General features: G+C 54.4%; 19 protein-coding genes and 1 tRNA gene. 9 read left to right on the top strand and 11 right to left on the bottom strand.

Annotated elements, in window-relative coordinates; translation table 11 throughout:
* Positions 1–85 precede the first annotated feature (85 nt).
* The gene (locus RBB76_RS22760; protein ID WP_429630930.1) at positions 86–1,222 is read right to left on the bottom strand and encodes a fatty acid desaturase family protein; all 1,137 of its coding nucleotides are present in this window, start codon (positions 1,220–1,222) and stop codon (positions 86–88) included.
* A 505-nt stretch (positions 1,223–1,727) separates the two neighbouring features.
* On the opposite strand from RBB76_RS22760, the gene RBB76_RS22755 reads away from it, so the two are divergent.
* Positions 1,728–5,057 carry a thioester reductase domain-containing protein gene (locus RBB76_RS22755; protein WP_429630932.1) on the top strand — a complete coding sequence of 1,110 codons (3,330 nt, stop codon included), beginning with the start codon at positions 1,728–1,730 and terminating at the stop codon, positions 5,055–5,057.
* On the opposite strand, the gene RBB76_RS22750 is transcribed toward RBB76_RS22755, so the two are convergent.
* Complete coding sequence (locus RBB76_RS22750; RefSeq protein ID WP_429630934.1) at positions 5,044–5,667, bottom strand: hypothetical protein; 624 nt, start codon at positions 5,665–5,667, stop codon at positions 5,044–5,046. The two genes, RBB76_RS22755 and RBB76_RS22750, sit on opposite strands and share 14 nt — an antisense overlap.
* Before the next feature lie 253 nt (positions 5,668–5,920).
* Between RBB76_RS22750 and RBB76_RS22745 the strand changes: the two genes are divergently transcribed.
* Positions 5,921–8,185, top strand: coding sequence for an MMPL family transporter (locus tag RBB76_RS22745; RefSeq protein WP_429630936.1), 2,265 nt, complete (start codon positions 5,921–5,923; stop codon positions 8,183–8,185).
* A gap of 3 nt (positions 8,186–8,188) precedes the next feature.
* On the opposite strand, the gene RBB76_RS22740 is transcribed toward RBB76_RS22745, so the two are convergent.
* From RBB76_RS22740 to RBB76_RS22725, 4 genes are all read right to left on the bottom strand, one after another.
* Positions 8,189–8,884: a nucleotidyltransferase family protein gene (locus tag RBB76_RS22740; RefSeq protein ID WP_429630938.1), complete on the bottom strand. Its 696-nt coding sequence runs from the start codon at positions 8,882–8,884 to the stop codon at positions 8,189–8,191.
* 144 nt (positions 8,885–9,028) lie between these two features.
* Entirely contained in the window at positions 9,029–12,742 is a 3,714-nt protein-coding gene (locus tag RBB76_RS22735; RefSeq protein ID WP_429630940.1) for a BadF/BadG/BcrA/BcrD ATPase family protein, read from the bottom strand.
* 51 nt (positions 12,743–12,793) lie between these two features.
* Positions 12,794–14,581: a hypothetical protein gene (locus RBB76_RS22730; RefSeq protein ID WP_429630942.1), complete on the bottom strand. Its 1,788-nt coding sequence runs from the start codon at positions 14,579–14,581 to the stop codon at positions 12,794–12,796.
* 65 nt (positions 14,582–14,646) lie between these two features.
* A complete protein-coding gene (locus RBB76_RS22725) occupies positions 14,647–15,933 on the bottom strand; it encodes a radical SAM protein (protein WP_429630944.1) in 1,287 nt (428 codons plus the stop codon).
* Positions 15,934–16,269: 336 nt separating this feature from the next.
* Between RBB76_RS22725 and RBB76_RS22720 the strand changes: the two genes are divergently transcribed.
* Entirely contained in the window at positions 16,270–18,363 is a 2,094-nt protein-coding gene (locus RBB76_RS22720) for a sigma 54-interacting transcriptional regulator (RefSeq protein ID WP_429630946.1), read from the top strand.
* A 383-nt stretch (positions 18,364–18,746) separates the two neighbouring features.
* Here the strand turns inward: RBB76_RS22720 and RBB76_RS22715 are convergent, their stop codons facing one another.
* Positions 18,747–19,067, bottom strand: coding sequence for a hypothetical protein (locus RBB76_RS22715; RefSeq protein WP_429630948.1), 321 nt, complete (start codon positions 19,065–19,067; stop codon positions 18,747–18,749).
* A 101-nt stretch (positions 19,068–19,168) separates the two neighbouring features.
* On the opposite strand from RBB76_RS22715, the gene RBB76_RS22710 reads away from it, so the two are divergent.
* From RBB76_RS22710 to RBB76_RS22685, 6 genes are all read left to right on the top strand, one after another.
* Complete coding sequence (locus RBB76_RS22710) at positions 19,169–20,755, top strand: hypothetical protein (protein WP_429630950.1); 1,587 nt, start codon at positions 19,169–19,171, stop codon at positions 20,753–20,755.
* Positions 20,752–22,506 carry a carboxypeptidase regulatory-like domain-containing protein gene (locus RBB76_RS22705; RefSeq protein ID WP_429630952.1) on the top strand — a complete coding sequence of 585 codons (1,755 nt, stop codon included), beginning with the start codon at positions 20,752–20,754 and terminating at the stop codon, positions 22,504–22,506. Before RBB76_RS22710 ends, RBB76_RS22705 begins: the two co-directional genes overlap by 4 nt.
* A gap of 71 nt (positions 22,507–22,577) precedes the next feature.
* A tRNA-Ser gene (locus RBB76_RS22700) sits at positions 22,578–22,665 on the top strand.
* A 354-nt stretch (positions 22,666–23,019) separates the two neighbouring features.
* Positions 23,020–23,166, top strand: coding sequence for a hypothetical protein (locus RBB76_RS22695; RefSeq protein WP_429630954.1), 147 nt, complete (start codon positions 23,020–23,022; stop codon positions 23,164–23,166).
* Between the two features lie 262 nt (positions 23,167–23,428).
* The gene (locus tag RBB76_RS22690; RefSeq protein WP_429630956.1) at positions 23,429–23,662 is read left to right on the top strand and encodes a hypothetical protein; all 234 of its coding nucleotides are present in this window, start codon (positions 23,429–23,431) and stop codon (positions 23,660–23,662) included.
* Between the two features lie 193 nt (positions 23,663–23,855).
* Positions 23,856–24,209 (top strand): hypothetical protein, encoded by a 354-nt coding sequence (locus RBB76_RS22685; protein WP_429630958.1) that lies wholly within the window; start codon positions 23,856–23,858, stop codon positions 24,207–24,209.
* A gap of 226 nt (positions 24,210–24,435) precedes the next feature.
* On the opposite strand, the gene RBB76_RS22680 is transcribed toward RBB76_RS22685, so the two are convergent.
* The 4 genes from RBB76_RS22680 to RBB76_RS22665 all read right to left on the bottom strand — a co-directional run bounded on the left by RBB76_RS22680 (position 24,436) and on the right by RBB76_RS22665 (position 25,831).
* Positions 24,436–24,639 carry a hypothetical protein gene (locus RBB76_RS22680; protein WP_429630960.1) on the bottom strand — a complete coding sequence of 68 codons (204 nt, stop codon included), beginning with the start codon at positions 24,637–24,639 and terminating at the stop codon, positions 24,436–24,438.
* A gap of 53 nt (positions 24,640–24,692) precedes the next feature.
* Complete coding sequence (locus RBB76_RS22675) at positions 24,693–25,334, bottom strand: SOS response-associated peptidase (protein ID WP_429630962.1); 642 nt, start codon at positions 25,332–25,334, stop codon at positions 24,693–24,695.
* A gap of 84 nt (positions 25,335–25,418) precedes the next feature.
* Positions 25,419–25,697, bottom strand: a complete 279-nt coding sequence (locus tag RBB76_RS22670) for a hypothetical protein (protein ID WP_429630964.1) — start codon at positions 25,695–25,697, stop codon at positions 25,419–25,421.
* A 2-nt stretch (positions 25,698–25,699) separates the two neighbouring features.
* Positions 25,700–25,831 (bottom strand): hypothetical protein, encoded by a 132-nt coding sequence (locus RBB76_RS22665; RefSeq protein WP_429630966.1) that lies wholly within the window; start codon positions 25,829–25,831, stop codon positions 25,700–25,702.
* Positions 25,832–25,846 lie beyond the last annotated feature (15 nt).

Raw genomic sequence — 25,846 nt, 5'->3', positions numbered from 1 at the left:
TCCTGGTACCTGCCTTGAATCGGGGGAAACTTCACGTCACTTGTAGGAAGGAATAGCGAGCCCATAGGTAAAAGATAAAACAGAATCAGTTTTCGTTCCCCAATTGCTTCAAGAGTATTAGATGGTGCCGGATTGCCTGTGTCATGGTTGTGTGCTGCCGATAGGGGACCCCGAACTCTTCGGCGGTCTCCTTCACGATCCTGGTCAGCGGAGCGTAGTGGGTGTGGCACACGAAAGGACATAGATGGTGGACGATGTGATGGTTGAGGCCGCCGGCGAGCCAACCGACAAGGGGGTTTTCGGTCGCATAGTCGGCTGTTGTCGCGAAGATGTGATACACGCCGTTGTCAAACTCGCTCCGGTCCGCGGGAAAGTAGGTGCTGTCGATGGTGTGCGTCGTCTGAAATACGAGCGTTACGGATAATCCGACGATCAGATGGACCAGAAGGAACGCCCCGGCGACCAGTAGAGGCGATTTCCCGAGCACCAGCACTGGCAAAATAAGCATATAAGTGAGGTAAAAGGCTTTGCCTGCAAAGAGAGTGACGTATTCCCGCAGAGGGTGCTTGGTGCGTTTCAGATATCCGTGGGTCGGGAGGAAAAAGTGCTGGAAGTCTCTAACAAACACATAGTCCAGAGAAAACATCGCGTACAAGAATAGCGCGTAGATGTGCTGGAACCGGTGCCAGGGCGCACGGGACTCGTAGGGCGTAAAGCGAAAGATGCCGCGCCCGGAGAGTGCATCATCTTCGCCATGTAAATTGATGCAGGAGTGATGGCCCCGGTGGTGGAGGATCCGCCACATATAGGAGCTGATTCCGCACAAATCGAAGACATAATTCAGGGTTTTGTTGACGAGCGGCCGGGACGAGATCGCGTTGTGATTGCTATCGTGGGCGATGTTCAGCAAAAGAAACGTCTGTGCGAGGCCGCCCAAAAGGTAGATGGCAACAAACTTCCAGGAGTCCGGCCTGAATGTATATAGAACAATCCACGTTCCCACGAGGACTGCCAGCCCCACAGCGATCTTGACCCACATCGCACGGTCCGCTTTGGGCGAAATGCTCGGATCAGCAAAAAACCTGTCCAGGCGACGCCGTAAGACTTTCGGGAAGGATGACGCGCCAACTGATTCAATAATCGGCACTACTGAGGCTTCGGGTGGTACAAGATCCGCCGTTTCTGGCTCTTGAGCGATCATTGCTTCGGTTTCGAACGTCACCCGGCTCCTCCGCGATCATGGTAATTGGCCGGGCGCTTACGTCGCGTCTGTCGCCTGACCCGCAGCGAAATCGTTGTCGCGCCGCCGACTGCCTCGCAGAATAATTCTAGTTTGAGCCTGTAAGGACAATCAAGTGAATTCGGGATGAGACACCCCCGGGTGTCGTGCCACATACGTGGCACGGATGACACATCGCATTGCCGCAATACTTTGCTAACATATATCCACCAATGATCTGTAACGAATGGGGCTCCTGCATGAGCCATAGAAGCTCGGCGGAGTTCCGCAAGTCCCCTTCGCGTCGTGTGCGGCAAAAAAGGAGAACATCCGCGCCCCAGCGAGCCGAGCGACGCTTATGCCGAGAAGAAATTACGCGTATATTCTCACAGTCGGCTCACAATGGAGCTCTGCGTTCGAGACTCAATTGTGTTGCACCACGCTCCCTGGGGAGGGATGTTTCGTTTACTGACTTGCGTTCTATTCAACCTTGGAGGATCGCTGATTGATGAAGGCGTCGATTTTAAGCCACCTGGACAGGCTGGCAGATGAGCACCCGGACAAACTCCTTTATTCGTATCTCGACGTAAATGGTGATCCGATCGAAAGCTACACCTACGCGTCGTTTCTTCGCCGCGCACAGGCGATAGCCGGGCATTTGCGGAAAGGCGGCCGTTTCGCGGCGGGAGATCGAGTTCTGCTTGCCTACCCGCCCGGACTCGAAATGATCTGCGCATTCTTTGGTTGCGTGCGCGCCGGATTGATACCCGTTCCGGTCTATCCGCCCAGTTCGCGTGGCTTCCAGAGCGCCCTATACAAGATGGTCCACATCGCGAAGGATTGCCAGGCAGCTGGCATTCTAACGAGCAGAGACTATCACGCATCCCTCAAGACGAATCTCGCCAGAAGCGGAGTTTCCGCGTCCGGCGTTGATGTGGATTACATCTCCGGGCTTCCATGGATCCCCACGGAAGATTTCGTAGATACGATCCCTTACGATGTGGCCATAGATTCTTCGAAGATCTTATTTCTCCAGTACACGTCGGGATCCACGATGGAGCCCAAAGGCGTGATCGTCACGCACGAAAACATCCTGAATACTTATGCGCTTGTGATCGACCACCCCTCTCCGGTCGTCGTTTCCTGGCTTCCGCAGTATCACGATATGGGGCTGATCGGGTGCTACCTCTATCCAGCGCTGAAAGGCGGCACGACGTACGGGTTCGCTCCCATGGACTTCATTCAGCGGCCGATCCTGTGGTTCGATGCGATTACCGCCTACCGCGCCACCGCGACCGCTGCACCCAACTTCGCCTACGACTATTGCCTCCGCGCCGGGAGGCTTTCCAAAGACAGCCTCGACGCGTGTGATCTCAGCTCGCTTCGCGTCTTGATGTGCGCTGCCGAACCTGTAAAGGCTGATACCTATACCCGGTTTCTAGAGGCGTTCCAGTCTTATGGACTGAAGTCCGAGAGTTTCTACGTCGCTTACGGGCTGGCTGAGAATACTCTGGCGGTCACCCTCGGCGGTCGCAACATCGTCTCCGTCAATAAGCGCGCCCTCGCCCTTGGCAAGGCCCGCATGACGACTGAGGTCTCTGAAATTGACGGGGCCACGCAGATTGTCAGTTGTGGAACCCCGCTCCCGGGTCTTGACGTGAAGATCGTGGATCCGGAGGGGCATTTCGCCCTTAAGCCCGACCGCATCGGCGAAATTTGGGTCGCCGGAAGCGGCAAGTGCCTGGGTTATTGGAATAATCCGGAATTGACTCTGAAGCAGTTTCGGGCGCGGCTTGTTGACGATACTCCCTACGACGACGGCTACCTCCGTACGGGGGACATCGGATTCTTCCACGATGGCGAGCTTTACGTCTGCAGCCGCATCAAGGACATGATCATTCTCCGCGGACAGAACTATTACCCGCATGACATTGAGAACGTCGTAGAGAAATCATCCGGTCTGATCCGGCACAACTGCGTCGCCGCGTTCCAGATTCAGGAAGACAGCGAGCCTGCGCTGGCAATCGTCGCCGAAGTCAAAAATCCCAGGTCGCTTCCCGAAGCACGAAAGATTGCTGCCGCAGTCCGGAACTATCTCAACGTAGAAGTGGCCGTCATCTCCCTCATCGCGCCACGCGCGATCCCGAGAACGAGTTCGGGGAAGATCATGCGCCACAAGACCAAGCAGATGTGGCTGCAAGGTGAGTTCACCGTTCTCTCCGACTTTTCGCGGGAGAAGGATGCCGGAAACTGCGCGTCCGAAGTCTATGCAAACTCCTCTTTCGCCGAATTGAAGGCCAGATACAACCTGACAGGTCAGGAATCGTACAACCTCGTCGAAGCCGGCCTGGATTCCCTGGATCTTGTTGTGTTCATGCATGAGCTCAAGGAGCTCCTGAAAGACAAGGGCGCCGAGATGCTGGCGCGACAAGTAGATATTGGTGTCATTCAGCGTGTCAGCGTAGCCGAGCTCTTTGGACTGGCCGAGATGCTGGAGAACGCTCCCGAAGAGGCAATCGTTCATCTGCGTCATTCCCTTGCGACCTTCCGCGAAGAGCAGAGCGCCGCCGAGAAGGAGATGATGACCAACGATCGTAAGCTCGTCTTCGAGCCGCCGGTGCCAGCGCCCGTGCCGGACACCCCAATGCCGAATCACGTGTTGCTCACTGGCGGGACCGGCTTCATTGGGCCATTCCTTATGAAGAGCCTGCTGGAACAGACACAGGCGAAGATCCATGTTCTTGTCAGATCTTCCGACGAAATTCAGGGCAGGCAAAGACTGAGAGCTGCCATGGAGTCAATGGGCCCATGCGAGGCAGAGCTGATGGAGATGTTCGAGGACCGCGTGATCCCCATCTGCGGCGATTTGGGGCAGCCAAATCTGGGCCTGACCCAGGACGTATGGGATCTCCTCGCGAGTGAGATTGACACGGTGTTCCATAACGGTGCAACCGTGAACTACCTGTTCAACTACGACCTGATGCGCGACGCAAACGTGCTGGGAACCAATGAGGTCGTGAGATTGGCCTTCGAGGGACGCCCCAAAGAGTTCAATTACGTCTCGACAACCTTCGTATTCGGCTGGGCGGTCAAATCCGTCCTGTATGAAACCGACCATAACGAAGACATGGAGCTTCTCGATTTCGGCTACAGCCAATCGAAATGGGTAGCAGAACAGGTGGTATTCGACGCCCGCAGACGGGGACTTTCTGCGCGTGTCTTCCGGCCGGCTCTCGTCAGCCCCTCGGTCACAGGCGGAGGCAACAACTTCGATATCGCGGTTCGGTTAGTTGCTTTTATGGTCAACCACGGCATTGGTGTCGATACACTCAATCAGGTCAGCTTTGTTCCGGCCGACATCGTAGCGAACAACATCGTTGCAATCTCCACCACACCTGGCACAGCGAACAAGACATACCACATCGTGCGAGACGACTATTCCAACATGATGGACATCACCGGGCTGATCACTCAGGCGACTGGCCGGCAATTCGAAGCCTACAGCCTTCCCGATTTCGTTCCCGAACTCATCCGGAGATGCCGTAAGGAAGATCTTCTTTTCCCGCTACTGGATTTTCTGGTCGGCTCTGTCGACAACATCTCATCGATGGAGTTCAAACGCTATGACAACTCCTCGTATCAGATGGCCCGGGATGCCTCCGTGTGGGGCAAAGCGGATCCATCGCTGGAAGATACCGTCAACGGCATCCTGAAATTCATGCACCGCAAGGGGATCATCTCGATCGCTCCTCGTGAGGCAGACGAGGTGCCACGGGGCACTCCGATTCTGGATTGCTCCGAAGCGTTGCCAGACGCATTATCCGTTACTGCTTCTTAAACAAGAGTTTCTCTGTTACCCGCTGGCCCGTTTCCAACGAGCCAGCGGTAGATAGTGTCATCTGCTGCCCGTCCGCGGAAATCACCCACGTGTCCTTTTGGGTGACTTGATTGTCCCGCCGGTAGATCGCATCCACCGTGTGAGGATCGACAAGTTCAAGGGTCACGGTATCGTTGCGCGAGTTCTTCAGATCGTATTGCTTTCCGTCAAAACGGGCGGTATAGCTGAAATCTCCTAGAAAACGGATTCCCCCGCTTCCATCCGGCTCGATTTTCAGCACCAAACCTTGCCGCAAACGGGTCTTGCTGAGATCTTGCGTCCACTCGCCTGCGAACAGGTCATTGGCGACCTTCGCGCCTCCGCTTCGCGTCCACACGGTGATCTGATCGGCTTTGCCCGCAGCCGTAGTCGTCGTTGTAAGCTCATTTCCATCATTCGAAATTTTTTCCCTAATCGTCGCTACAGCAGCCCCATCTTTTTTTTCTTTGACCTCCGCCTCCCTCTTGCCAATTCTGCGAAGCCCAATTTGATTGAACCCGAGATTGCCTGTCGCGGACGACTCGGGTCCGCTCCAATTCGCGGTGAAATCGAGGCGGCTTTCTCCAGACATGACGACATGCACCCCGTCATGCAGAGGTGTAATGGAGAGCCGGTTCGGAGGATCCAGACTGGACTGCGCGGAGATGAGGGTCCAGGAGCCAACACGAGGATCTGCCGCTCCAGGTTGGAAACCGGCAAGCAGTATAAGCAACAGTAGGGTATGAATTGATCCTCCTAAAACTGACGGGGAAGAGTTTAGCAAACTCGAAAACTATCTTAGGTTAGTCCCGCGCAAGTGTATACAAACGATACCGGGAGCTTCAGTGACGACAATCTTATATGACATGATCAATGCTATGCATGTGCGCCGTTTTTGGGTGTCCGGGATCGTATTAGCAGCAGCCATTGCACTTCTTCCCTTCTCTTTTCACGCAGAGCGCCACCTGGAGACCGCAACCCGTGTCGAAGGGAGCCAGGCTGAAACGGTCCGGCAGGAGCTAGCCGATCGTTTTCGGTCGCCGTTTGTGGACCGTGTGGTCCTGGTAATCCAGGGGGTTCCACCAGCGGACACAGAGGCAGGCGGCCAAGCGTTAGAAACCATAGTGGCAGCACTGAAAGAGCAGCCCGGCGTCTCAGGAGTGGTGTCCTACCTCGAGTTGCGCGACCCGATCTTTCTGGGCCGGGGAGGGGGAACGTTTATTCTCGTGGGACTCACGTCGTCAGACGGTCCAGTGGAGTCGCTTGTCCCGAAGCTTCACCAGTTGGCGAGCTCTCTGGAAAATCAACTGCGAGGCCGTTATCCGGCAGTGAAGCTCGAGCTCACAGGCGAAATTCCGCTGAATTTTGACATCCGCAAAGCTAGCGCCGACGACGTGCAACGGGGCGAAAAACTCGTGATCCCCGCGACGCTCGCACTTCTTCTATTGGCTTTTGGAAGCCTGATGGCCGCCTTCATTCCATTGGCGGTTGGCCAGCTTGCCATTGCGACCACACTGGCGATTACGGGATTGCTGGCCCAGCGTTGGCACTTGTCCATTCTGGTTCAGAATTTAGCCACAATGCTTGGCTTGGGCCTGGGAATCGACTACGCGCTCCTCATGGTCAGCCGCTTCCGCGAAGCGATCTCCGCCGGACACAGCGGACCCGAGGCATCGGTCATCGCGGCGCGTCAGGCAGGTCACACGCTCTTGATTTCAGCATCAACGGTAGCCATTGGCTTTCTAGCCCTCCTGACGGTTCCGATAAGCGAAATACGTTCCATCGGTATCGCGGGATTCCTGGTGGCAGGAATGAGTGTGTTGCTTACAAATACCCTCGTTCCGGCGGTCTTGGCTTTACTCGGTACCCGGATCAACCTTGGCCGATTACCGTTTACTCCTAAGTTGGATGCGAATCGGGCCGCGCGTACGGGAGACCGCTGGCGCGGCTGGGGGAAAGTGATCGTCGCGCATCCTTGGCTTGCCCTCGTTGTGGCAGGAACTCCTTTGCTTCTGCTCGCCTGGCAGGCCAGACACCTGGATACCAGTCTCCCCAGAGGGGATTGGCTTCCGAAGACAGCGGAATCAGTCCATGCGCTCCACACCCTCGAACAGATGGACCGAGACGGCGTTGTTGAATCGCTGCGCGTCATCGTCGAACTTCCAACGGATTCCATCGCGCAAACCGACGCGGGGTGGAATGTGCTCGATCATCTTACAAAACGGCTCGCAAGCGACCCTCGTTGTGATCGCGTGATTTCCATCACTACGCTTGCGGAGGGCAACCGGTCTTCTCTTAGTGGCCTCTCGCGGGAGACGCGTCGAACGTTTCTGAGTAGCGACGGACGGGCGGCGTTGCTTGAGGTGATACCCAAGGGTTCGGTCTCCCTGCGTGACCAGGTAGCTTGGGTACGGGAGCTTCGGAAGACCGGCGCGCCCGCTCTCACAGGCGTGCCTGGAGCAACCCTTCTCGTCGGGGGCATTCCAGCGCTCAACGCCGATTACGAAACGATTATCAAAGACCGTTTCCCGTCGGTAACGGCGCTGGTAGTGGGCGGAACGCTCCTTGCATTGCTCTGTGGTTTCCGATCAATCTTCGCAGCCCTGAAGGCCATTGCACTCAACCTGCTGTCGGTCGCGGCATCCTTTGGAGCATTAGTTTTCGTCTTCCAGGACGGACACGGAAGCAGGTTCCTGGGAGTTCCTGGGGGAACCGGTAGCGTGTTTCCCCTTGTTCCAATCGTCGCTTTCGCCATTGTCTTCGGATTAAGCATGGACTACGAGGTCTTTCTGGTCGCGCGCGTTCTCGAAGCCAGAAGAAGCGGACTCAGTGAAATAGATGCGATTCCAGAGGGCATGGCTAGAACCGCAGGCCTCATTACGAGTGCCGCCGCAATCATGATTGTGGTCTTTGCGGCATTCACCATCGGAGACTTCCTGGTGGTCAAGATGATCGGATTTACGTTGGCGATAGCCGTGTTCATCGACGCGACACTTGTACGTATTGTGATCGGTCCCGCGCTCCTTCGTATCGCAGGCGACTGGAACTGGTGGCCAGGCGGCCTCGCCACGACACGGAGAGAGCCCGTAACGACGAGTCGCGAACGATAATTTCTAGGAAGCGGAACGCTGTAGTTTCATCGCTAACCACGATGAAGGCAGATCTCCCTGCCCAAAATCTCGCAGCATCTCGTAATCGTCTTTGCTATCGAGGTCGAGGAGAATTCCTACGTCGTCTACCTCTTCTTTGACTATCCCATCCAAGTGATTCCCAAAGATGGCTCTGCAACCGATATCTCCCCGAAGCGCCATCACCTCAAGGAAGACCGAACGATCCAAAAGAACAGGATTGCCGCGAACTCCGTGAAACATCGGGATCACAATCTGTGCATCAGATCGCAGATATCGATCGATAATTCGATCGAACGTCTCCGCCCGAACGAATGGCTGATCCCCCAGTACGATCAACGAGGCATTTATGTTCTCATTCAAGATGGCCAATCCAGCCTGTAGTGACGTTGCCATTCCCTGACCGTAGTCGGGATTCATGAGTATTCTCAGGTGTTTCATAGGCCGCTCTGCAAGCCGCTCGCGAATCGACTCCGCTGAGGAGCCCAGTACAAGAACAATCTCATCGACTTTGGAGTCAATGAGATTTCCAAGCGTTCGCTCAAGCACGGTACTATTGGCCATTGGGAGAAGTTGCTTCGCTTCTCCCATGCGGCTGGAACTGCCGGCAGCGAGAACGATAGCACCCACGCGCGATTCAATTCTTGTCTTCGTCAACATGCCTAAACCTGAATGCCCCATCTTTTCACGGGCATCCTCATATTGGAAAGCGCCACTAAGTTTAGAGAATCGCGCTAACCAACTCATGGCCAGCATTCAGATCGTGAACTGGCACATATGCTAGGGCTTCTATTTTAGGCGGCCGAGGTCGGAGACTCGCAAAAACTAGTCTCCTGCCACCGCCATCTCGTAGGAATTCCCTGCCTGGGTACGAAGCGATTGTTCGAAGGCCGCAAGTTGAGCTTCGATACCCACTTCAGCCGTGCGTCGCTTAACGATGTCCTCGCGATAGCGACGTAGGAAGTAGTCGATCGTCTCAACTCGGATGCGGATGGAACCGGAGGGCTTGTTTTCATCCAAATCCTTAAATGAGAAGTAGGGTGTGCCCGACTGTTCGATGATTCCTTCGATGACCCCGTAGATGGGAGCATCGTGGCCGCACTTGAAGCTCGAGACCTCGAGAGCAACAAGATTTGGGTGGCGGGCTGTGAACTTCGCCGCCCATACTTTGTGGTTCGTGCTGGTCGAATAGCGATTCTTCCATACATCGCTGATGTCCAGTGGATGCGTGATCAGACCAGCTCGAACTTCATCACCGAAGAGACGGTCCAACAAATCTTCGTCAAGAGGCAACGTGCTCTGTGAGAATACCGGGTAACCCAGTTTTTGGAACTCCTCCATGATCTCGTGATTGAGGCCGGGGTCGTGATGGTAGACGCGGCCAAGCATGACGATGCCGATGCGGTCTTCGCGTTCGAGTTGATCGAGCGTCTCTCGCGCCTGTCGGCGGATTTCGGCTTCACACTCCTGCAAAGATTTGAAGCCGACGGCAATGGCCCGCTCGTTTTCCTCGCGGGTGAGGCCAAGAATGGGACCCCAGGTTTTGAACATCTGATCGGCACAGAGCTTTTCATCCTGCAGGTTCAGGATCGGATCGATGTAGAGGACGTCGTTTTCGGCAAAGATATCGCTCTCTTTCGTAAATGCAGCCTTGACCGTCTCAGGTGTTGCCGTCACAGTTGGACAGGCGTTTGAACCAGTGAGATTTACAAGGTGCGAATGCAGGACATCGTACATTGGGAACCAGATCGCATTAAGAGGTTTCTTCGCATGCTTGACCGCAAGCAGGTTGTAGACGTGTGCGATACCAATCTTTGACGGATAGCAGGGGTCAATGGCGCCTCGACTTGCGCCCGCACGGTATAGCTCCGGTGTCGTGTAGTCAGAGTAAATAATGTTTTCGGATTTCAGTCCGAGGCTGGCAAAGTATGCGTTGAAGAACGGAGCGTAGGTGTACGTGTTCAAGAGACGCGGGACACCCACACGAAAGTCTTTGCGCTGCTCCATTCGTGACGCCCGTTCCTTCGTTGTCTTCGAGATGAATAGCCCCTTGGTGACTGGCACGGCATCCGCGACAAGCTCGACATCACGCTGACGGAAGACATCGTGAGCCGCGATATCGACGTAGTTGGGATTGACGGCTTTAATCTCGTCGATATCAGCCTTGATGTCCTTCATCTCGTCGAGGTCCTCGACAGTCCCCTTTTCACAGGTCGCGATGATGAGGCGCTGTTCGCCTTTTCGAAGAGGAACCTTGGTCTTGCGCGGTTGGAATTCGATTGGCTTTGGCAGTTCAACAACCTTGTTTGATCCGGGCGTGAGCTGGATCTGAACGAGCGGTTCTATCTTTGCCTTGAACACAGAGGGAGAGCTGTGGCTGCTGCCTGTGCTGCAAGACCCATGAGATTCAACGGGAGGAAGATTGGCTTGGATATGTTCAAGCGGAGGCAACGTGTTGAGTACTTCTGCAACCTCGGCTGGTGTCGCGGCACGATCCTCAGCGACGGCGTGAACGTGGTTGTGTTCAGAGTTTTGCTGCCCCGTCACATCGACATCGATGAAGGTGCGGAGGCAATTGTTTTTGCAGAAGTAGCAGCGTGTGTCTTCGTTTCGTGTAGTGCGATAGCGAATATTAGCGACTGCTTCGAGACCGACGAATGTGGTTTGCCGACCATTGCGCCATAGACGCAAAGCTTCCTGGGCCGCCCCGATCGCGCCGGACTCACCGCAGTGTTCGTGAACGATAATCTCCGGCTCTTTGCCGTTGGCGCGGAAGCTGGATTTGATAAAGTCAACCTCAGCTTTGACCACCGCAAGATTATTCTGCGTGCCTCCCTGAAGCACGAAACGCGATCCGAGCGCCGCGAGATTGGGAATACTCGCGACATAGAGGAACACATTCTTGGGTAGCACATCTGCGAGACCCGCCAGAATCTCCTCCGACCGCCAACCTTGACGCTGGAAGTTGACGATGTCGGACTGCATGAAGACCGCGCATCCATATCCGAAGGTCGGCATGGATTTAGCGGAAAAGGCGAGATCCGCAAACTCCTCCACCTTCATGCCAAATCCTTCTACTGTCGACTGCAGGAAGTACCCATTTCCTGCCGAGCACTGTGTGTTCAGCTTGAAGTCCTTGACGCGACCGTCTTTGAGCACGATGAGCTTGATATCCTGCCCACCAACATCGACGATGACGTGAGGGTCGTCATAGAATTTCAGCGCAGATTCGGTGTGGGCGACGGTTTCGACGAGCGCCACATCCGCATTCAATACGTCCTTGATAATGTCCTTCGCATAACCCGTCGAGCCAACGCCGAGCACCTCGAGAGTTGCACCCTTACTCTCGATCTGCTCTCGCAGCTTCTCGAACATCTCGATCGTGTCCTGAATCGGATTGCCATTCGAGAGCTGATAGGTCTTGCAAAGAATTTCTCCGTCTTTGCCAAGGACTACTGCCTTGGTGGATGTGGACCCACCGTCGATACCAACAAATCCGGACACCACCTGCCCGGGAAAAAACTCAGCCGGAATAAACTTCTTCTTCTTGTACGCGGATTTGAAGCTGACAAGTTCTGCATCTTCCGCAACGAGTCCTTTACCTCCAGAGATAGCCTTCTCCTCGGCTCGACCGTAATCAATGTAGTAGAGAAGTTTTTCAACACCAAGATAGCGCCCCACTGCCGGCTCTTCCTCTTTGCCGAACTCCACCGACCCTAAGGCCGCGAAGTATTGAGCGTTGTCAGGAACTTTAATCAAGTCTTCCGGGGACATGCCCTCGGGGATCTCAACCTTCCGCTCCTTCCACATGCGTGGGATGTTGGTCTGCCATGCCTCTCGCATGCCCCGAATAAAGCCATTCGGACCACCGAGCAGTAGAACGTGCGGACGTAGAGTGTGTCCGCGAGTCAGTACACTCAGATTTTGCAACACGATAGCTTCGAAGAGAGAGGCCATCAATTCGTCGGGCGGCGTCCCGGTCTTCTGCAAACCATTGATGTCGGTCTCGGCAAAGACCCCACACTTCCCTGCTACTTTGTGGAGCTTGATATCGTGATATCCCTGATTAGCGAGTTCTACGGCAGGTATCTTCAATTTGGCGTTGATCTTGTCGATGACCGCTCCGGTTCCGCCAGCGCACTTGTCGTTCATCGATGGAATTTTCTTCTTACGCCCCGTCTCTTCATCGTCTTTGAAGACGATGATCTTCGCGTCCTGACCGCCTAATTCAATGACGGAGTACACCTCCGGGTGCAGCTTCTCAACCGCGAGCGAGACCGCGTGGACCTCCTGGACGAACTTTGCGCCGATCATCTCAGCGATTGTTCCACCACCTGATCCCGTTATAAAAATGCGTGTATTTGCAGGCGAGATTCCTGTGTCGGCCTCCATCCGACGCAGGAACTCGAGAACCTTTTCTGGTTGGCGGGTCTCGTGACGTTGATAATCCTGCCAGATGGTCTTATCGGAGGCGGCATCGACCACAATCGCTTTAACAGTTGTAGAACCTACATCCAGGCCAACCAGAAATTCCTGCATCCCGTTCTCCTCCGCAATCGGTACGTGGTGGATAAAAGCTGCAGCCGCCGACTACGCGACTCGCTGTAACCGGGCGGAAACCCGAGTTGACCGACGATAAGCACCATCTTTGTCGATCAAATCGCTCACATGCCACGCGAACTGCGCAGCGGTTCCAGCAAGACCTTTCCGATGGGGCACCTTGTAAAGCGCTTGTTTGAGAGCCGGATGCTGATCGACGTAGTCTCGCAACTCTTCGAGAGACTTTCCTGTCTGCTGCAATACACCGTCGAACTCTGCGCGAGCCTTAGCCTTCGCCTCTGCCAGCGCCATCTGTACCCGGCTATGCGCGTTTACTTCACCTTCACCGGAGGTTTCGATCGGCAGGAAGATCATGTCTTTGAACTTGTTCACTACTCGAGACTGAACTCCGTCCGATTGCGTGGACGGCATGCAGCCAAAGGGTTTGAGAGCGAGGACCATATGGCACAGATGGTTCACGGTGTAATAGACGTTCTTACCGACTTCCATGTAACCCTCACCACCGCGAGCGAGTTGATGGTAGAAGGGATGCGCCAGACGCGAAAGCTCCTTCTGCGGAATTAGATGGTGGGCTGTGTCTCCTAAGTGTTTGATCGTGCGGTGATAGAAGAAGTTCCACATGGCACTACCGGCGCTCAGTCCTCCAGTCTTCTTGAAGACCTTGAAGTCATTTGCGAGACGCTTCTTCAGCTCATACCACTTGGGATCGCGATAAGGAGCCTCCGCATCCGCCCGGGCCTTCGCACCTTCTTTGGCGACGTACATCATATAGGCGATCCAAGTCGCGATCGGTTCAACCAGGACTTGCGCACCTTCCTTCTCGAGGAAGGCAAACATGTTGAAGTTGCCGTCGCCTTCAGTCGTTTGCGCCCAGAATTCGCCGGTGATTTTGATGACCGGCTTCACACGCAGACGGTCCACTTCGATCGCATTGATGCTGTCGCGACAAGTATGAAGAGCATCGACATATTCCTTGCCGTATAGGTTGTGACCGATCTTCCCAAGAGTGCAGCTGATACCCGCGAGCTTTCCACTCTTCTCCAGATAAGGTTTAGCCCACGTCGGTGCGACATCCATAATGTGCCAGCGCTTGCGGTCGCGGAGTGTATCAGTCAGCGTCTTCACGGAGTCTTGAATGACTCGATCGGTCTCTCCTTTGTTCACCTCAAACGGACGCACTTGGTATACCAGCTCGTTGATGACATCTCCGAGGTTAAGTGCATTCAGCATTCCCATGCCGAAGTCGACGGAAAACTTCAGTCCAGGCTCACCGCTCGCTGCTTTAATGCCATCCGTTTGCTGGAATAACAAAACGCGAAAACCGTCGAAGCCTGCATTCTGAAGGGCAAATCGATACTCTGCCTCATACATGCCGAATCGGCATGGACCGCAGGAACCGGCCGTGAAGAAGACGTAATTATCGATGATCTGTTTGCGTGTCTGACCCTGCTGCTCGAGCATTTGAAGATGGCGAACTAGATTGCCTACAGTAAAGTAGGTCGGATTGCATTGTCCGTTGTTGCCGAACTCCTTCCCTGCCTGAAAATCGGCGACCACTGGAGTGGGAATGTTTTCGCACCGATAGCCACTGCCGTGGAATACGGCTTTGATCATCTCCTCGTGCTTCCACGTGAGTCCACCAAAGAGAATCGTGACATAGTCGCGCTCATTTGCCGTGAACGTTCGTTCGACAGGTTTCTTGAACTCGCGCATGCGCGCAAGTCCTGCTTCGGCACGAAGGCGTGCCCGTTCCGCGTCAATACGAGCCTGAATCTCAACTTCGAAGTCTGTCTGAACGATCTCTTCGGTTCCCGGCATTTGCATCTCCTTATGCTTACGGTGTCGTTTCTTTTATCGTGTCGATGATTGGGGATCGCTCGGCGTTACATCTGGCCCTTCGCTCCCTGGAAGCCGTTCGCGAGCTGCTTGAAGAAATACTTGATGACACGCTGGTCGTTGTAGCACCAGCCCAAGATATGGTTGAGTGTCGAGAAGCAGTGGGTCTGGCAGGTCTCTTTCTGGTGATCGAGTTGTTTGGTCTCGAATTTGTGATTGCCGACCACGCCCCAGTCATAGCTTGCCGTATACATCGGGAAGCATGGTGCCAAGGTTCCGTCGACGCGAATAATCATTGAATTTTGCCCGGCGCGGCAGTTCCAGGGAAAGTGATTCCCTTTCATGAAGTCGACCATCTGCCAAAGCCGCGCGTTCGAGTTCACCATCTTGTAGCCGGAGTCCTGCTTTTCGGTCAGCCACTGAATCGTCTCTTCCACAGCTGGCCAATCGTCCTTCGTGATGTAAGTTACGTTATTGGCCGCGTGCTTGAAGTGCTCGTCTTGCTCGAGCAGCGGTGATTCGTTGATGTGATAATCCGTAGCAATACCGTTATCGTGCGCTATTTCGGTTAACTGCCGAACGTCATCGAGGTTGTTTCGGCAAATATTGATGTTTAGGAACACGGAATAGCCATAACCGTACTGCTTGCGCACGAGGTAGTCGAACTGTTTGCGTATCGGGACGAGCGCCTTCGGCAGACCTTCTTTCAAATCAACCGCGTCGACGGCGATGTTGAAGGTGGACATGCCTGCGTCAGCTAACTTGTCGATCACATCCGTACGCAAGAGGCGGGCGTTCGTCGGGAGATAGATCCAGAAGTTCTTTTTCGCCGCGTAGTAGGTAATGCGCTGAATCAAATCAGGCCTGAGGAGAGGTTCGCCTCCCATGTAGGCGAGCACGCGACAGCCGGTGCCGTGAAGCCAATCAATCGATCGCTTCGCCGTATCCTCACTCATCCCCTTCACTTTATTGTCGAAAGCCCAGCAGTAGTGGCAATCGAGATTGCACTTGAACTCGGTAAAGAGGTAGGAGATAAGCGGGTGAAAGTCACCCTCTGTGACTCTTGAACGGATGTAAGGAAAAAGCCACCCCTGCATCGCGTGATAGATCTGTCCTGGGCCCCATTTGCGCTTTTCTGGAGGTGCCCAGGTAGCGTTCCAATCGATTGGAGCTAGAAGTTCGGGGTGCTGCGGGAACACGGGATCGGGAAAAGTCTGCGGCGTTCCGATGGGTTGTAGCCCCGGCAGGCTTGGGGTGGGTTTGGTAAGTAGCTCGTGCAGCGGAACATCGAGTCTGAAGCTCGGTGCCGGTTCGGTGTGTTCCTCCAAATGCATCCGGATCCCCCTAAATAAAGCTGCTGGTTAGGATTGACGAAAGATGAGGCGTAACAGTTGATTCACCCTAAGCAACCGAAGTGCCAGAAACATCAATACCTCTTCCGTTGTAAATTATTGATGACGAAGGGAGTGCACTTGCGATCAGAGCCGGTCCTCGCTAAAACACAGTTTTCAATGCCAGCTTATTGGCTGCATGCCAAACTATTGGCAGTCGTATGTGACCCAGCCGACCCGACTGGCTGTCTTACGTCGATGTTGTAAAGGCTTGCCACCTTATCGCCTGTAACTTCATCTATCAAAGATCGATGGAAGAAGGGAGATTAAGAGCCCGGTATGAGGAGTTCACCTCTTCGCCACGTGTCCTCGGTCGATACCGCCCCAGAGATCGAACAGATCGGGGATCTTTTGCGCTTCGCACGAAGCCTGGATGCCTATCGCGATCCCGAGCGACTTCTCTGTTCCCTGCCTGCTGAACTATCTTCCGTCGCAGGTTCAAATACCACCGCTCTGGTTCACATGACTGGTGGCAATTCGTCATGGTATGCGGTCGACGCTAACGGGCTCACCATCAATCTCGAACCAGAGTTGCCGCAATGGCAAGCTGAAATCGAGGAGTTCTTATCCGGATACCCGAAACCAGTGGTCGTCACCTCACTGGATCGGGAGGCTAGATTTCCTGGCGTATTTCGATTCTTCCGTGCACACGGCAACCGGTCACTTTGCCTTCTTCCTCTCAATAGAGCACCCACTGGACTCGGAGCTATCTGCTTTGCGAAGAAGCAAGACGATGGCTTTTCTGAGAAAGAGGTTAGTCTTCTCTTTTTCCTGGCGGATTATGTCGGGCTAGCCATTGATGACAGGTTGAATCTCGCACACTCGGAGGCTGCCAGGGCTCAGCTGGAGAGCGAACAAACGAAGCTCAATCTTTTTCTTGATCTCAACAATAGCGTCGTGTCCAATCTCGACCTGGGCGAAATGCTCCGCTCAGTTTCGCCAAATATTCGCAAGACCATGCGGCTGGAAGGCGTGGCCGTGATCCTGCCTGATGCAACCGCGGAGCATCTCCAACTTTATGCGGTGGATTTTCCAGATGGGAAAGGCGAGCTGCTTCAGGATCTGTCGAAGCCGCTCGAAGGCTCGCTCGCTGGGCAGGTCTTTCGCTCCGGAAAACCTTGGATTGGAAATATTGAAGAATGGAGCCGATCGGCTTTTGGCAACACCCTTCACCACGGAGAGGACGCTATCAGTATCTGCTTGCTTCCACTGCTTCGCTGCAGGAATGTGTTAGGCGTCCTGTGTTTAGTCAGGGCGCAGAAGAACGCGTTCCTGCGGGAGGATGTTGAATTTCTCTCGCAGATCGCGGGTCAAGTAGCTATTGCTATCGACAATGCCTTTGCCTATCGACGCATTACCGAGCTTTCAGACAAACTCACGCAGGAGAAGCTCTACCTTGAAGATGAGATTCGCAGCGAGCTCAACTTTGAGGAGATCATTGGCAACAGCGCTGTGCTTCGACAGGTGCTGCGCCAAGTTGAAGCTGTCGCGCCGACCAATTCAACAGTTCTTATTCAGGGTGAGACGGGAAGCGGAAAGGAACTCATCGCTCGTGCTGTGCACAACCTCAGCCGCCGTCGCATCCATCCCTTCGTAAAGCTGAATTGCGCCGCAATTCCTACCGGTTTGCTGGAGAGCGAACTCTTTGGACATGAAAAAGGAGCATTCACCGGCGCAATCGCTCAGAGAATGGGCCGATTCGAGTTGGCGTCGCAGGGGACCATATTTCTCGACGAAGTGAGTGAGATTCCACTGGAACTCCAGCCAAAGCTGCTTCGTGTCCTGCAGGAGCGAGAGTTCGAACGGTTGGGAAACTCGCGAACCTTACGCACCGATGCACGCCTGATCGCAGCCACAAACCGCGATCTCAGCGCGATGGTGGAAGAGCAAACTTTTCGGTCCGACTTGTTTTATCGACTCAACGTGTTCCCCATTCATGTCCCGCCCCTTAGAGAGCGCAAGGAAGACATCCCCTTTCTCGTCAGACACTTCGCCCAACATTTTGCGCGCAACATGTCGAAAGAGATCGATACCATTTCGACAGACACGATGAATGCAATGGTCAGCTATCCGTGGCCCGGCAATATTCGAGAACTCCAAAATGTCATCGAGCGGGCGGTCATTTTATCGAAAGGCCCAGAACTTCAGGTGCCACTGGATGGCCTGAAGGTGAAGAACGCCGAAATGAGCGCCCAAACAAATGGAGCCACGACCCTGGAAGAGATCGAACGAAAGCATATCTTATCCATCCTGGAGCAAACCAATTGGGTGTTTGCAGGCCCGAATGGTGCTGCCGCAAGACTTGGACTAAAGCGTCCCACCTTGCAGTTTCGAATGCAGAAGCTGGGAATCTCACGTCCCAGAAAATCCTGAAGAACTCCACCATATTTGTGCCAACGCTTTGGCATGCTGCCAATTTATCGGCATGCCTTCCGAGAGCATCGACGATATGTATCGATGTAAATAGCTTTTGCCACCAAAGATAGAGTCTCATCGCATTTTAGGAATGCGGATTGCTAGAAGTGATAAGTCATACTGACGACGTAAGCGAAGCTTTGGATGTATTTGGGGGAGCAAATTATGCCTAGGACCTCGGTCCTTGCAATCCAGACCGGAGAACCAGTCATGTAGTTTGCACCCGGAGGACCTCACCGACACAGCGGTTTGTAAGGACGAGCAAGATGTTACGAATTACGATGACCGAGGATTCATCGGAGCAGCGGTGGGTGCTTCAAGGTCGGATGACATCATCGTTTTTAGAGGACCTGACAGAAAATTGGCGAGTCAGTCAAGGTCGCCTGCCAGCACAGAATCGTGTCGTCGATCTCGACGAGGTTACGTGTATCGATAAAGACGGCGAACAGGTTCTCTTGATGATGATGAGGGATGGAGCGAAGTTTGTAGCAAGCGGTTTGTATACGAAACATCTCTTGGAATCCCTCGCAAAGATCGACGCGAACTCTCTGACCGAATCTGAAAGAGGCTGACGTAACGGCGACTCCCGGCCTTCCACGTTCGAGTTGCGTGCGTTTCGCCCCATCAACGAAAGAGATCAGCCAGAAATCTGGCGGAATCATCGTCGTTCTCACTAATATGAGTTAAGGACGTCTTATCTCTGGCGAGGTGCCCCGTCGTGTCTCCATACCGAACCGCTTGCCGTTCTCTACGCAACGGTTCGATGCCTGCCTTTCTAACTCTGGTTTGTATCTTGCTCGGTCGCCAAGCCACCTGCGACGCCCAGACTGCTTCCGGTGCAGGACTAGGCACATCGATTGCTTCCTCGGGCGTGCCGGACCTGGTAACAGGTCGAGTGATCAACGCCGTCACGGACCAACCCGTTCGCAGAGCTCTGGTTCGACTCAATAGCCGAGCTGTGCTGACCGATAGCGAGGGCAAGTTCAGGTTCGAGCAGAACGCCGAAATTAACGGGAATATTCTCGTAAGCAAACCCGGGTTCTATGCCAGCCCAGAGTACGGTGATGCCGGCAATCTCTATCTACAATCCTCCCAACTGGCAATACCGCTCGAACTTCGCCTCTACCCGGAGGCGCTGCTCACCGGCGTGGTACTGGCTCCCGACGGAACTCCACTTTCTGGTATTTCGGTAAGCGCGATGAGGAGCATCTACGACGACTCCGCGCGTCGCTGGATGCCGGTGGGTCAGGGTCAAACGGACTCGCATGGAAGTTTTCGAATTCCTGTGCCAGCAGGTCAGTACCGCCTGCAAACCCGCTACGTGTTGCGGGATCGCACTACTGGTGAGGCTGTGCTTCCTTTCGCCGTTCCGAGTGTCGGCTCCGGCGATGCGTCACAGTCAATCAGGATTCACAGTGGAGAGGAAGAAAACTTTGAGCTACGGCCGACCGTGAGCCCCACGCACACCGTCGGAATATCGCATTCTGAGTCCGATCGAGGCTTCATGAGAATCTCTGCCCGCGCCAGCAATGGAGGCACTCTACAGGTGAACTCGACCGCGGGCAACGGCGACGAGACGAAGATACAACTACCTCAGGGAACGTATACGTTGACGGCGAGGTTGATGGCAAACGCGGATGCTGCCGAGATGGCCGAGACCACAATCACGGTTCCGGATCACGACATCTCCGGAGTGGTTTTAAGATTTTCTCCTGTGCCCTCCATTCCGCTGGAGTTAGTGGTCGATGGGTCTTCAAATACGGATAGTACCGCACCAGGGCTGTCCCAGTTTGGACTCGTACTGAACAGTGAACAGGCCGATTCAGATGGCGGCTACGCAGGGGTGGGGTTGTCGTCCAAGACCAATCAGACGTTCTTCTTCCTGGCTCCGCCCGGCAACTATCGATTGGTTGGTCGCAACACCGGCGCGTGGTATATCGAGTCTGCCAGCTATGGCGACTCCGATTTACTAACGCAAAATCTCGTTGTCGCACCTGGAGCCTCAGGTATTCCGATACGCATTACTGTCAGCAGCGAGACCGGCAGTCTGCAAGGAACGGTAAAGCTCAACGGCAACCCCGCGGCAGCCTGGGTCTATCTGATTCCGAGCGGGCCGAGTGCGCAAGCGAATTACAGCACCCGCAGCAACTCGAACGGGAGCTACAACTTTGCTCATCTTCCGCCGGGAAGCTATCAGGCGATCGCGTTTGAGCGGCAGCACGCGGTGGACTACCGCACGCCTGGTAGCCTGTCTCCATTCGACAATCACGCAAGTTCAGTGACAATCAACGTCGGCGACAAGCCCACGTTGAACCTCGACGCTGTGCCGGCCGCCGAGGTGACTCCATGATACGGAGGTTGGTTCGCCCTGCCTGTCTGGTCTTTGCTGCTGCGCTATCCGGAGGCGTCGGGCACACCCAAACTCGAGCGCAGACGAAACCCGAAGCGAAGCATAACTCTGCCGCGCAGTATGGAATTACCGGCATCGTTGTCAGCAGTGTCGATGGGAGCCCGATACCACATTGCAGCCTAACGCCGAGTCCGGAGATGTCCGGTAATTTTGGCAATCGCCGCCGCCCCCCTGTGTCGACCGACAGCTTCGAAGCCGATGACCATGGTCGTTTTTCGATAACGCTTCCGACGGCTGGAGCTTGGAATCTCAGAGCGAGCGCCCGAGGTTATGTCAGCCAGGCTTATGAAGAGCACGGTGCTTTTGCTTCCGCTGTTGTGCTGACAGCAGACTCGCCGACGATCGATATCCGATTCACAATTAGTCCTGAAGCCAGCATCAAAGGTTTCGTTCTAGATGAAGCTGGGGATGCCGTAAGAGACGCGCAAGTCGCACTTCACTTAGTGCCGCCGCCCGCTCCGGGAGGTCCGCAGACTGCTGCAACTGCGCGAGCGTACGCCCAAACCGATGACCGGGGTGCGTATGAGTTAACCAATCTGTCCCCGGGAAGCTATCGCATCGCGGTGCAGGCGCACCCCTGGTACGCTCAGGTCGCGCAACAAGGCGGAGCCTCGGCAGTCGATCCGTCGCTCGACTTCGCATACCCCCTGACATGGTTCCCAGGCACCAACGATGCTGCGACCTCTGAGACGATTGTTCTGCATGCCGGCGACACGCGTGAAGCAGATTTTCATCTCGTTCCCATCCCTTCCATTCATCTGAAGATAGTTCCACCGTCTCTCGTGGCCGAGACAGTCGACGGCCGCCAGAGACCGGCATTTCCGATGGTCGAAGAGATTGCTCCGGGTTCAAACGGTCCACGTCCAATTCCGATTACGACCAGTCAGGACTCACATGGGCAATTTGATGTTGGCGGTCTAACTCCCGGACTCTATCAGGTGAGGCTGGCAACGCCGGGCCAGGAGCGGCACGCAACAATCGTTGAAGTGACAGCGAACTCGGTTCGAACACTTGATCTAGGTTCTCCGTCGAGCAACATTGCCCGAATTACGATTCACATCGATGGATCTTCCGATGCTGCGGAGGAGTTCGGCGGCAGACGCGGAGGTGGCCTCAGCGTCAGTCTGGTCGATACCGATACCCAGCGTGGTACATTTTCGTCTCTGGGCGGCGAAGGCGGATTTGCTGGCCGCACCGAATCGAGAAACCCGACCGCAGATCGCATCATTGAGGTTCCACCAGGACGTTACGAGGTCGTTTTGCAGGGACGACCGAACATCTATCTCACTGGACTAAGCGCCAAGGGAGCCCAGGCCTCAGGGCGGTACGTTACGGTATCAGCGGGTGAGACAACTCTTACAGTACATGTTGCGAGTGGCCGCGCGCATCTTAGCGGAATCGCAACGCTTGAAGGAAAGCCTGTGGTCGGCGCAATGGCCTTGTTGGTCCCTATCACGATCGAAGAGCCCGATTCGATTGATTTCTTACGGCAAGACCAGACCAATACAGACGGGAGTTTTGACATAGAAAATGTAATTCCGGGACGATACATCTTGGTGGCCATCGATCGTGGATGGCAGATCAACTGGGGAGATCGATCAACGCTCCGTCGCTATCTAGCGCAGGGTGTACCGATCGAATTAAAACCATCCGCTGCTATGAAGCAAAACATAAATGCTCAGACACCATGAGGACCAACGCAAGTGTGAGGCAATGACGAGCCTCGAATTGTGTTAGATTCAAAAAGGCTCATAAATGCTGTGGAGAGATGGCCGAGTGGCTGAAGGCGCACGCTTGGAAAGCGTGTATACCGCAAGGTATCCAGGGTTCGAATCCCTGTCTCTCCGCCATAATCCTACCTAAAACTCCTAGAATCAACTAAATACAACAAAATAAGAGGATTAGCGGAGACCCCTTTTGTCTCGCTTGTCTCGCAAGTTCCACCTTTTGACCCCCATTACACCGGCAAACCGTACCATAGACAGAAAACCGTACCACGATATTTCCCGGCAAAACGGAGATCATGTGTTTTCCTTGCACTGCTTCCCTGCTCTACGCCGCCAAGACGAAGTACTACTCAACCTTCGGAAATGGGACCATTACACCGGTCGAATGCACCCATGAAGTGAGCGTCGTGAACCCCCTCCTGGTGGATTTCACTCCCCCTCGGATTGGACGCGGATCGTCGCCTGTGACGAGTCAGTGTGGCAGCGGATCGAGCTGATGTCGGGCTCCCGAAGGCCGTCAACGGACAGATCATGGGGCTCACCGACCTGGATCGTAAGATCACCTACGTGCGGGGCTGGGTCATTCTCCACCCGATCAGCCAGGCTGCCGAAGCGCAGCCTTGACACATCGTTGCCCACGAGCTCGGCCACGTCTTGGCCAACACGCGGGACGGGATGAAAGCGGAGGCGAAAGGTCAGGAAATGCTGAAAGAGAGCAGGGTAGTCCAATCTGCCGCCTTACACGAAGTAAGGCTAAGTAATTGAAATTAAGGATCTTGTTCTTGCATCAGTTGGCGTTTATCCTGCCACAATGCGCTGGCCATTCGCAATGCACGGCTCGAAAGACCTAAGCAGGATAGGTGAGGACGCTTTCTTTGACGGGTTCATGGGTGCTGGACTGTTTGGGAATTTGGGAATTCCCACAGCTGACGGCGGGCGAGAGCAGGAACCCAGATACACCAAGTCGCTTGCTAGAGGGTCAACGTTCCTCCTGCTGCTTCAGATCGGCTGCATCATCTTCCTGTATCGCGATGGACATCACCACGGAGCGTTCGCCCTCATAGCATTTCTTGTGTTCTGGCTCTACGCGGGCTACGATCGGTCGCGCATCAAGCAATGAACCAGGAACGTGAAGAAGTCTTGGCGCTTCTGATGATGAAGGAATTTGGCGCTTGCAAGGTGGGTTTGAGGGCTGCGAAGAGATTCCTGACCTGTGCCGGCCGAGCCGTCACCAGGGCCGGTGACGAGGACATAGAACTACGACTCTCAGAACTTATTGAGGAATACTGCGACATGAGTTCCCACATCCGTACATGCAGGTTTTGCAGAAGATGAGACAAGGTGAGCCGATGGAAGAGTTGGAACAGTTGAAGAAAAGCATCAACCGACTCGGAGAAACGTTCGATCGTGGCTTCGAGCGTCAGGAAGCTCAGGCTAAGAGACACTTCGGAGAGCTAGTGGCCAAGATCGACGAGAACACCTCGGCAGAAACAAAGCGTTTCGATGAACTCAATCAGCGCCGAGACGAACTCATGAAGCTAACTTTGTCTCCCGATCGTTCTAGCCTAGACATGCGAAGTGGCCATCCCTACTCGAGATGGCCATTTTTTATGATCACTTCTTCTTTGTGGCTGGGATGTGGATGTGAATTGGGAATGAGACGCTGATGTTGAGATGCCTCAATTTACTGAAGGCAACGATGGCGGTGGCGTACATGGATATGTGTAATAGGGTTTGCAATGCTCTCTCCGAATCTCAATGTCGGACCAACCGGGGCATTGCCTTGTTCGGCGACCAATGTTGAGCCGCGAACCGATACAGGAGGAAGTCAAACACAGCCTGCTTTAATGATCATACCTGCTGTGTCTTTCGAGCGACCGAACACGAATCCAGTTAGTCAATATTCATACCTTCAGGTCTCTTTTGGAGTTGTTCTTCAAGTTCTTCAGTCGTGGCGGTGAGTCTTTGCACATCTTTTGTGAGTTGGATCACGTGGCGGAGCAACACCTCTTGCAAGGGTTCTGGCGATCCGTGAGTTTCATATTTATGCAGTTGTTGAAGTCTAATTTCGAGGGGTAGGTTATCGAGGTCACTCATTAGGGGAGTTTACTAGTCTTGAGAGTTTGCCCATTCACGCTGTCAGACATCTACTAGCTAAACAGCCCCAATTGTGGCGGCTCTGTTTTCACTCCTCCCGCTTCCGTTTGAATCGGGTCGATTACCAGATCTTCATCCTGCAATATGCGCAACAGATGGAGCGGCGGTCTCTCGCTCTCGCTCAGCCATTCGGCGTACTCACGCGGCTCAAGGATAACGGCCTGCCTGTCATGTATCTCACTCATCTTTGTGTTGGGGTCGTCCGTGATGATTGCGAACGTATCTTCCCACTGTCCAGTCTTCGGATTCTTCCACGGTCCCCACAGGCCAGCCATTCCCAGGACGTGACGGCCCTTCACTGAGAGACGATACTTTGGCTTCGGCCCTGAAGCTGTCTTCTTCCACTCCAGCATCGAACTTGCCGGGATGATGCACCGCTGGGTCAGGCGCTCTTTCCAGAATGGCGAGGTCGTCAGCTTGTCCGAACGCGCATTGAACGCGAGACGGTCTGGGAACTTGAAGCCCCAGCGCATCTCGATAATCTGGCGCTCACCATCCTTCATGCAGATGACAGGCTGTATAGAACCGGGAGCGCACTCGACGTTCGCGCCGAAGTACGAGTCATTCAGCGTGACGGATACGTGGAACGCCTCAGCGATCTTCTGTTTTTGACCAGCTTCGTAGCGTCCGCACATAATTTTCCCAATAATTCTGATTTCGATTCACGACAGTTTCTCAGGTCTTCGCCTGTTCTAGGCGTGAGACGTGGTTTTTACTGGTCACTCCTGAGAATCTTCTAATGCCACAAATCCGACGGCCTTCGCGATATCGATATCGATGTCCTTCCTGAAAATGAGGGGGCGATCACGAATGTCGAGCTCGCTAGCTTGAGCGTCTAAAAACTCAGGAGCCAATAGCCAACCCAAGGCAAACAGCTCGCCCAGACACAGCATTTTTGTCGCGTATATTTTCGTCCATGATTTTGCGGTAGAAAACGGCAGTATCTCAACTTGAAGACTTCCGCTTGCATTACGTTCAATCACAACACTTACTTCCATCTCTACTCCTGAGCCTCTGCCCAGCCCCTCTGCCAGGCTGCGCTCTTGGTGTCGTCATTCTGCCCACCACTCTGACCACACTCAAATCCCTTATCGTAGTCGGCAATCTCTTCATCTGTTCGCGGACGCAGCATGAAAGGCTCCTCATC

The sequence above is a fragment of the Tunturiibacter psychrotolerans genome, assembly GCF_051013365.1.
GTDB classification, from domain to species: domain Bacteria; phylum Acidobacteriota; class Terriglobia; order Terriglobales; family Acidobacteriaceae; genus Edaphobacter; species Edaphobacter psychrotolerans_A.
This window is presented reverse-complemented; position numbering and strand designations above follow the sequence as displayed.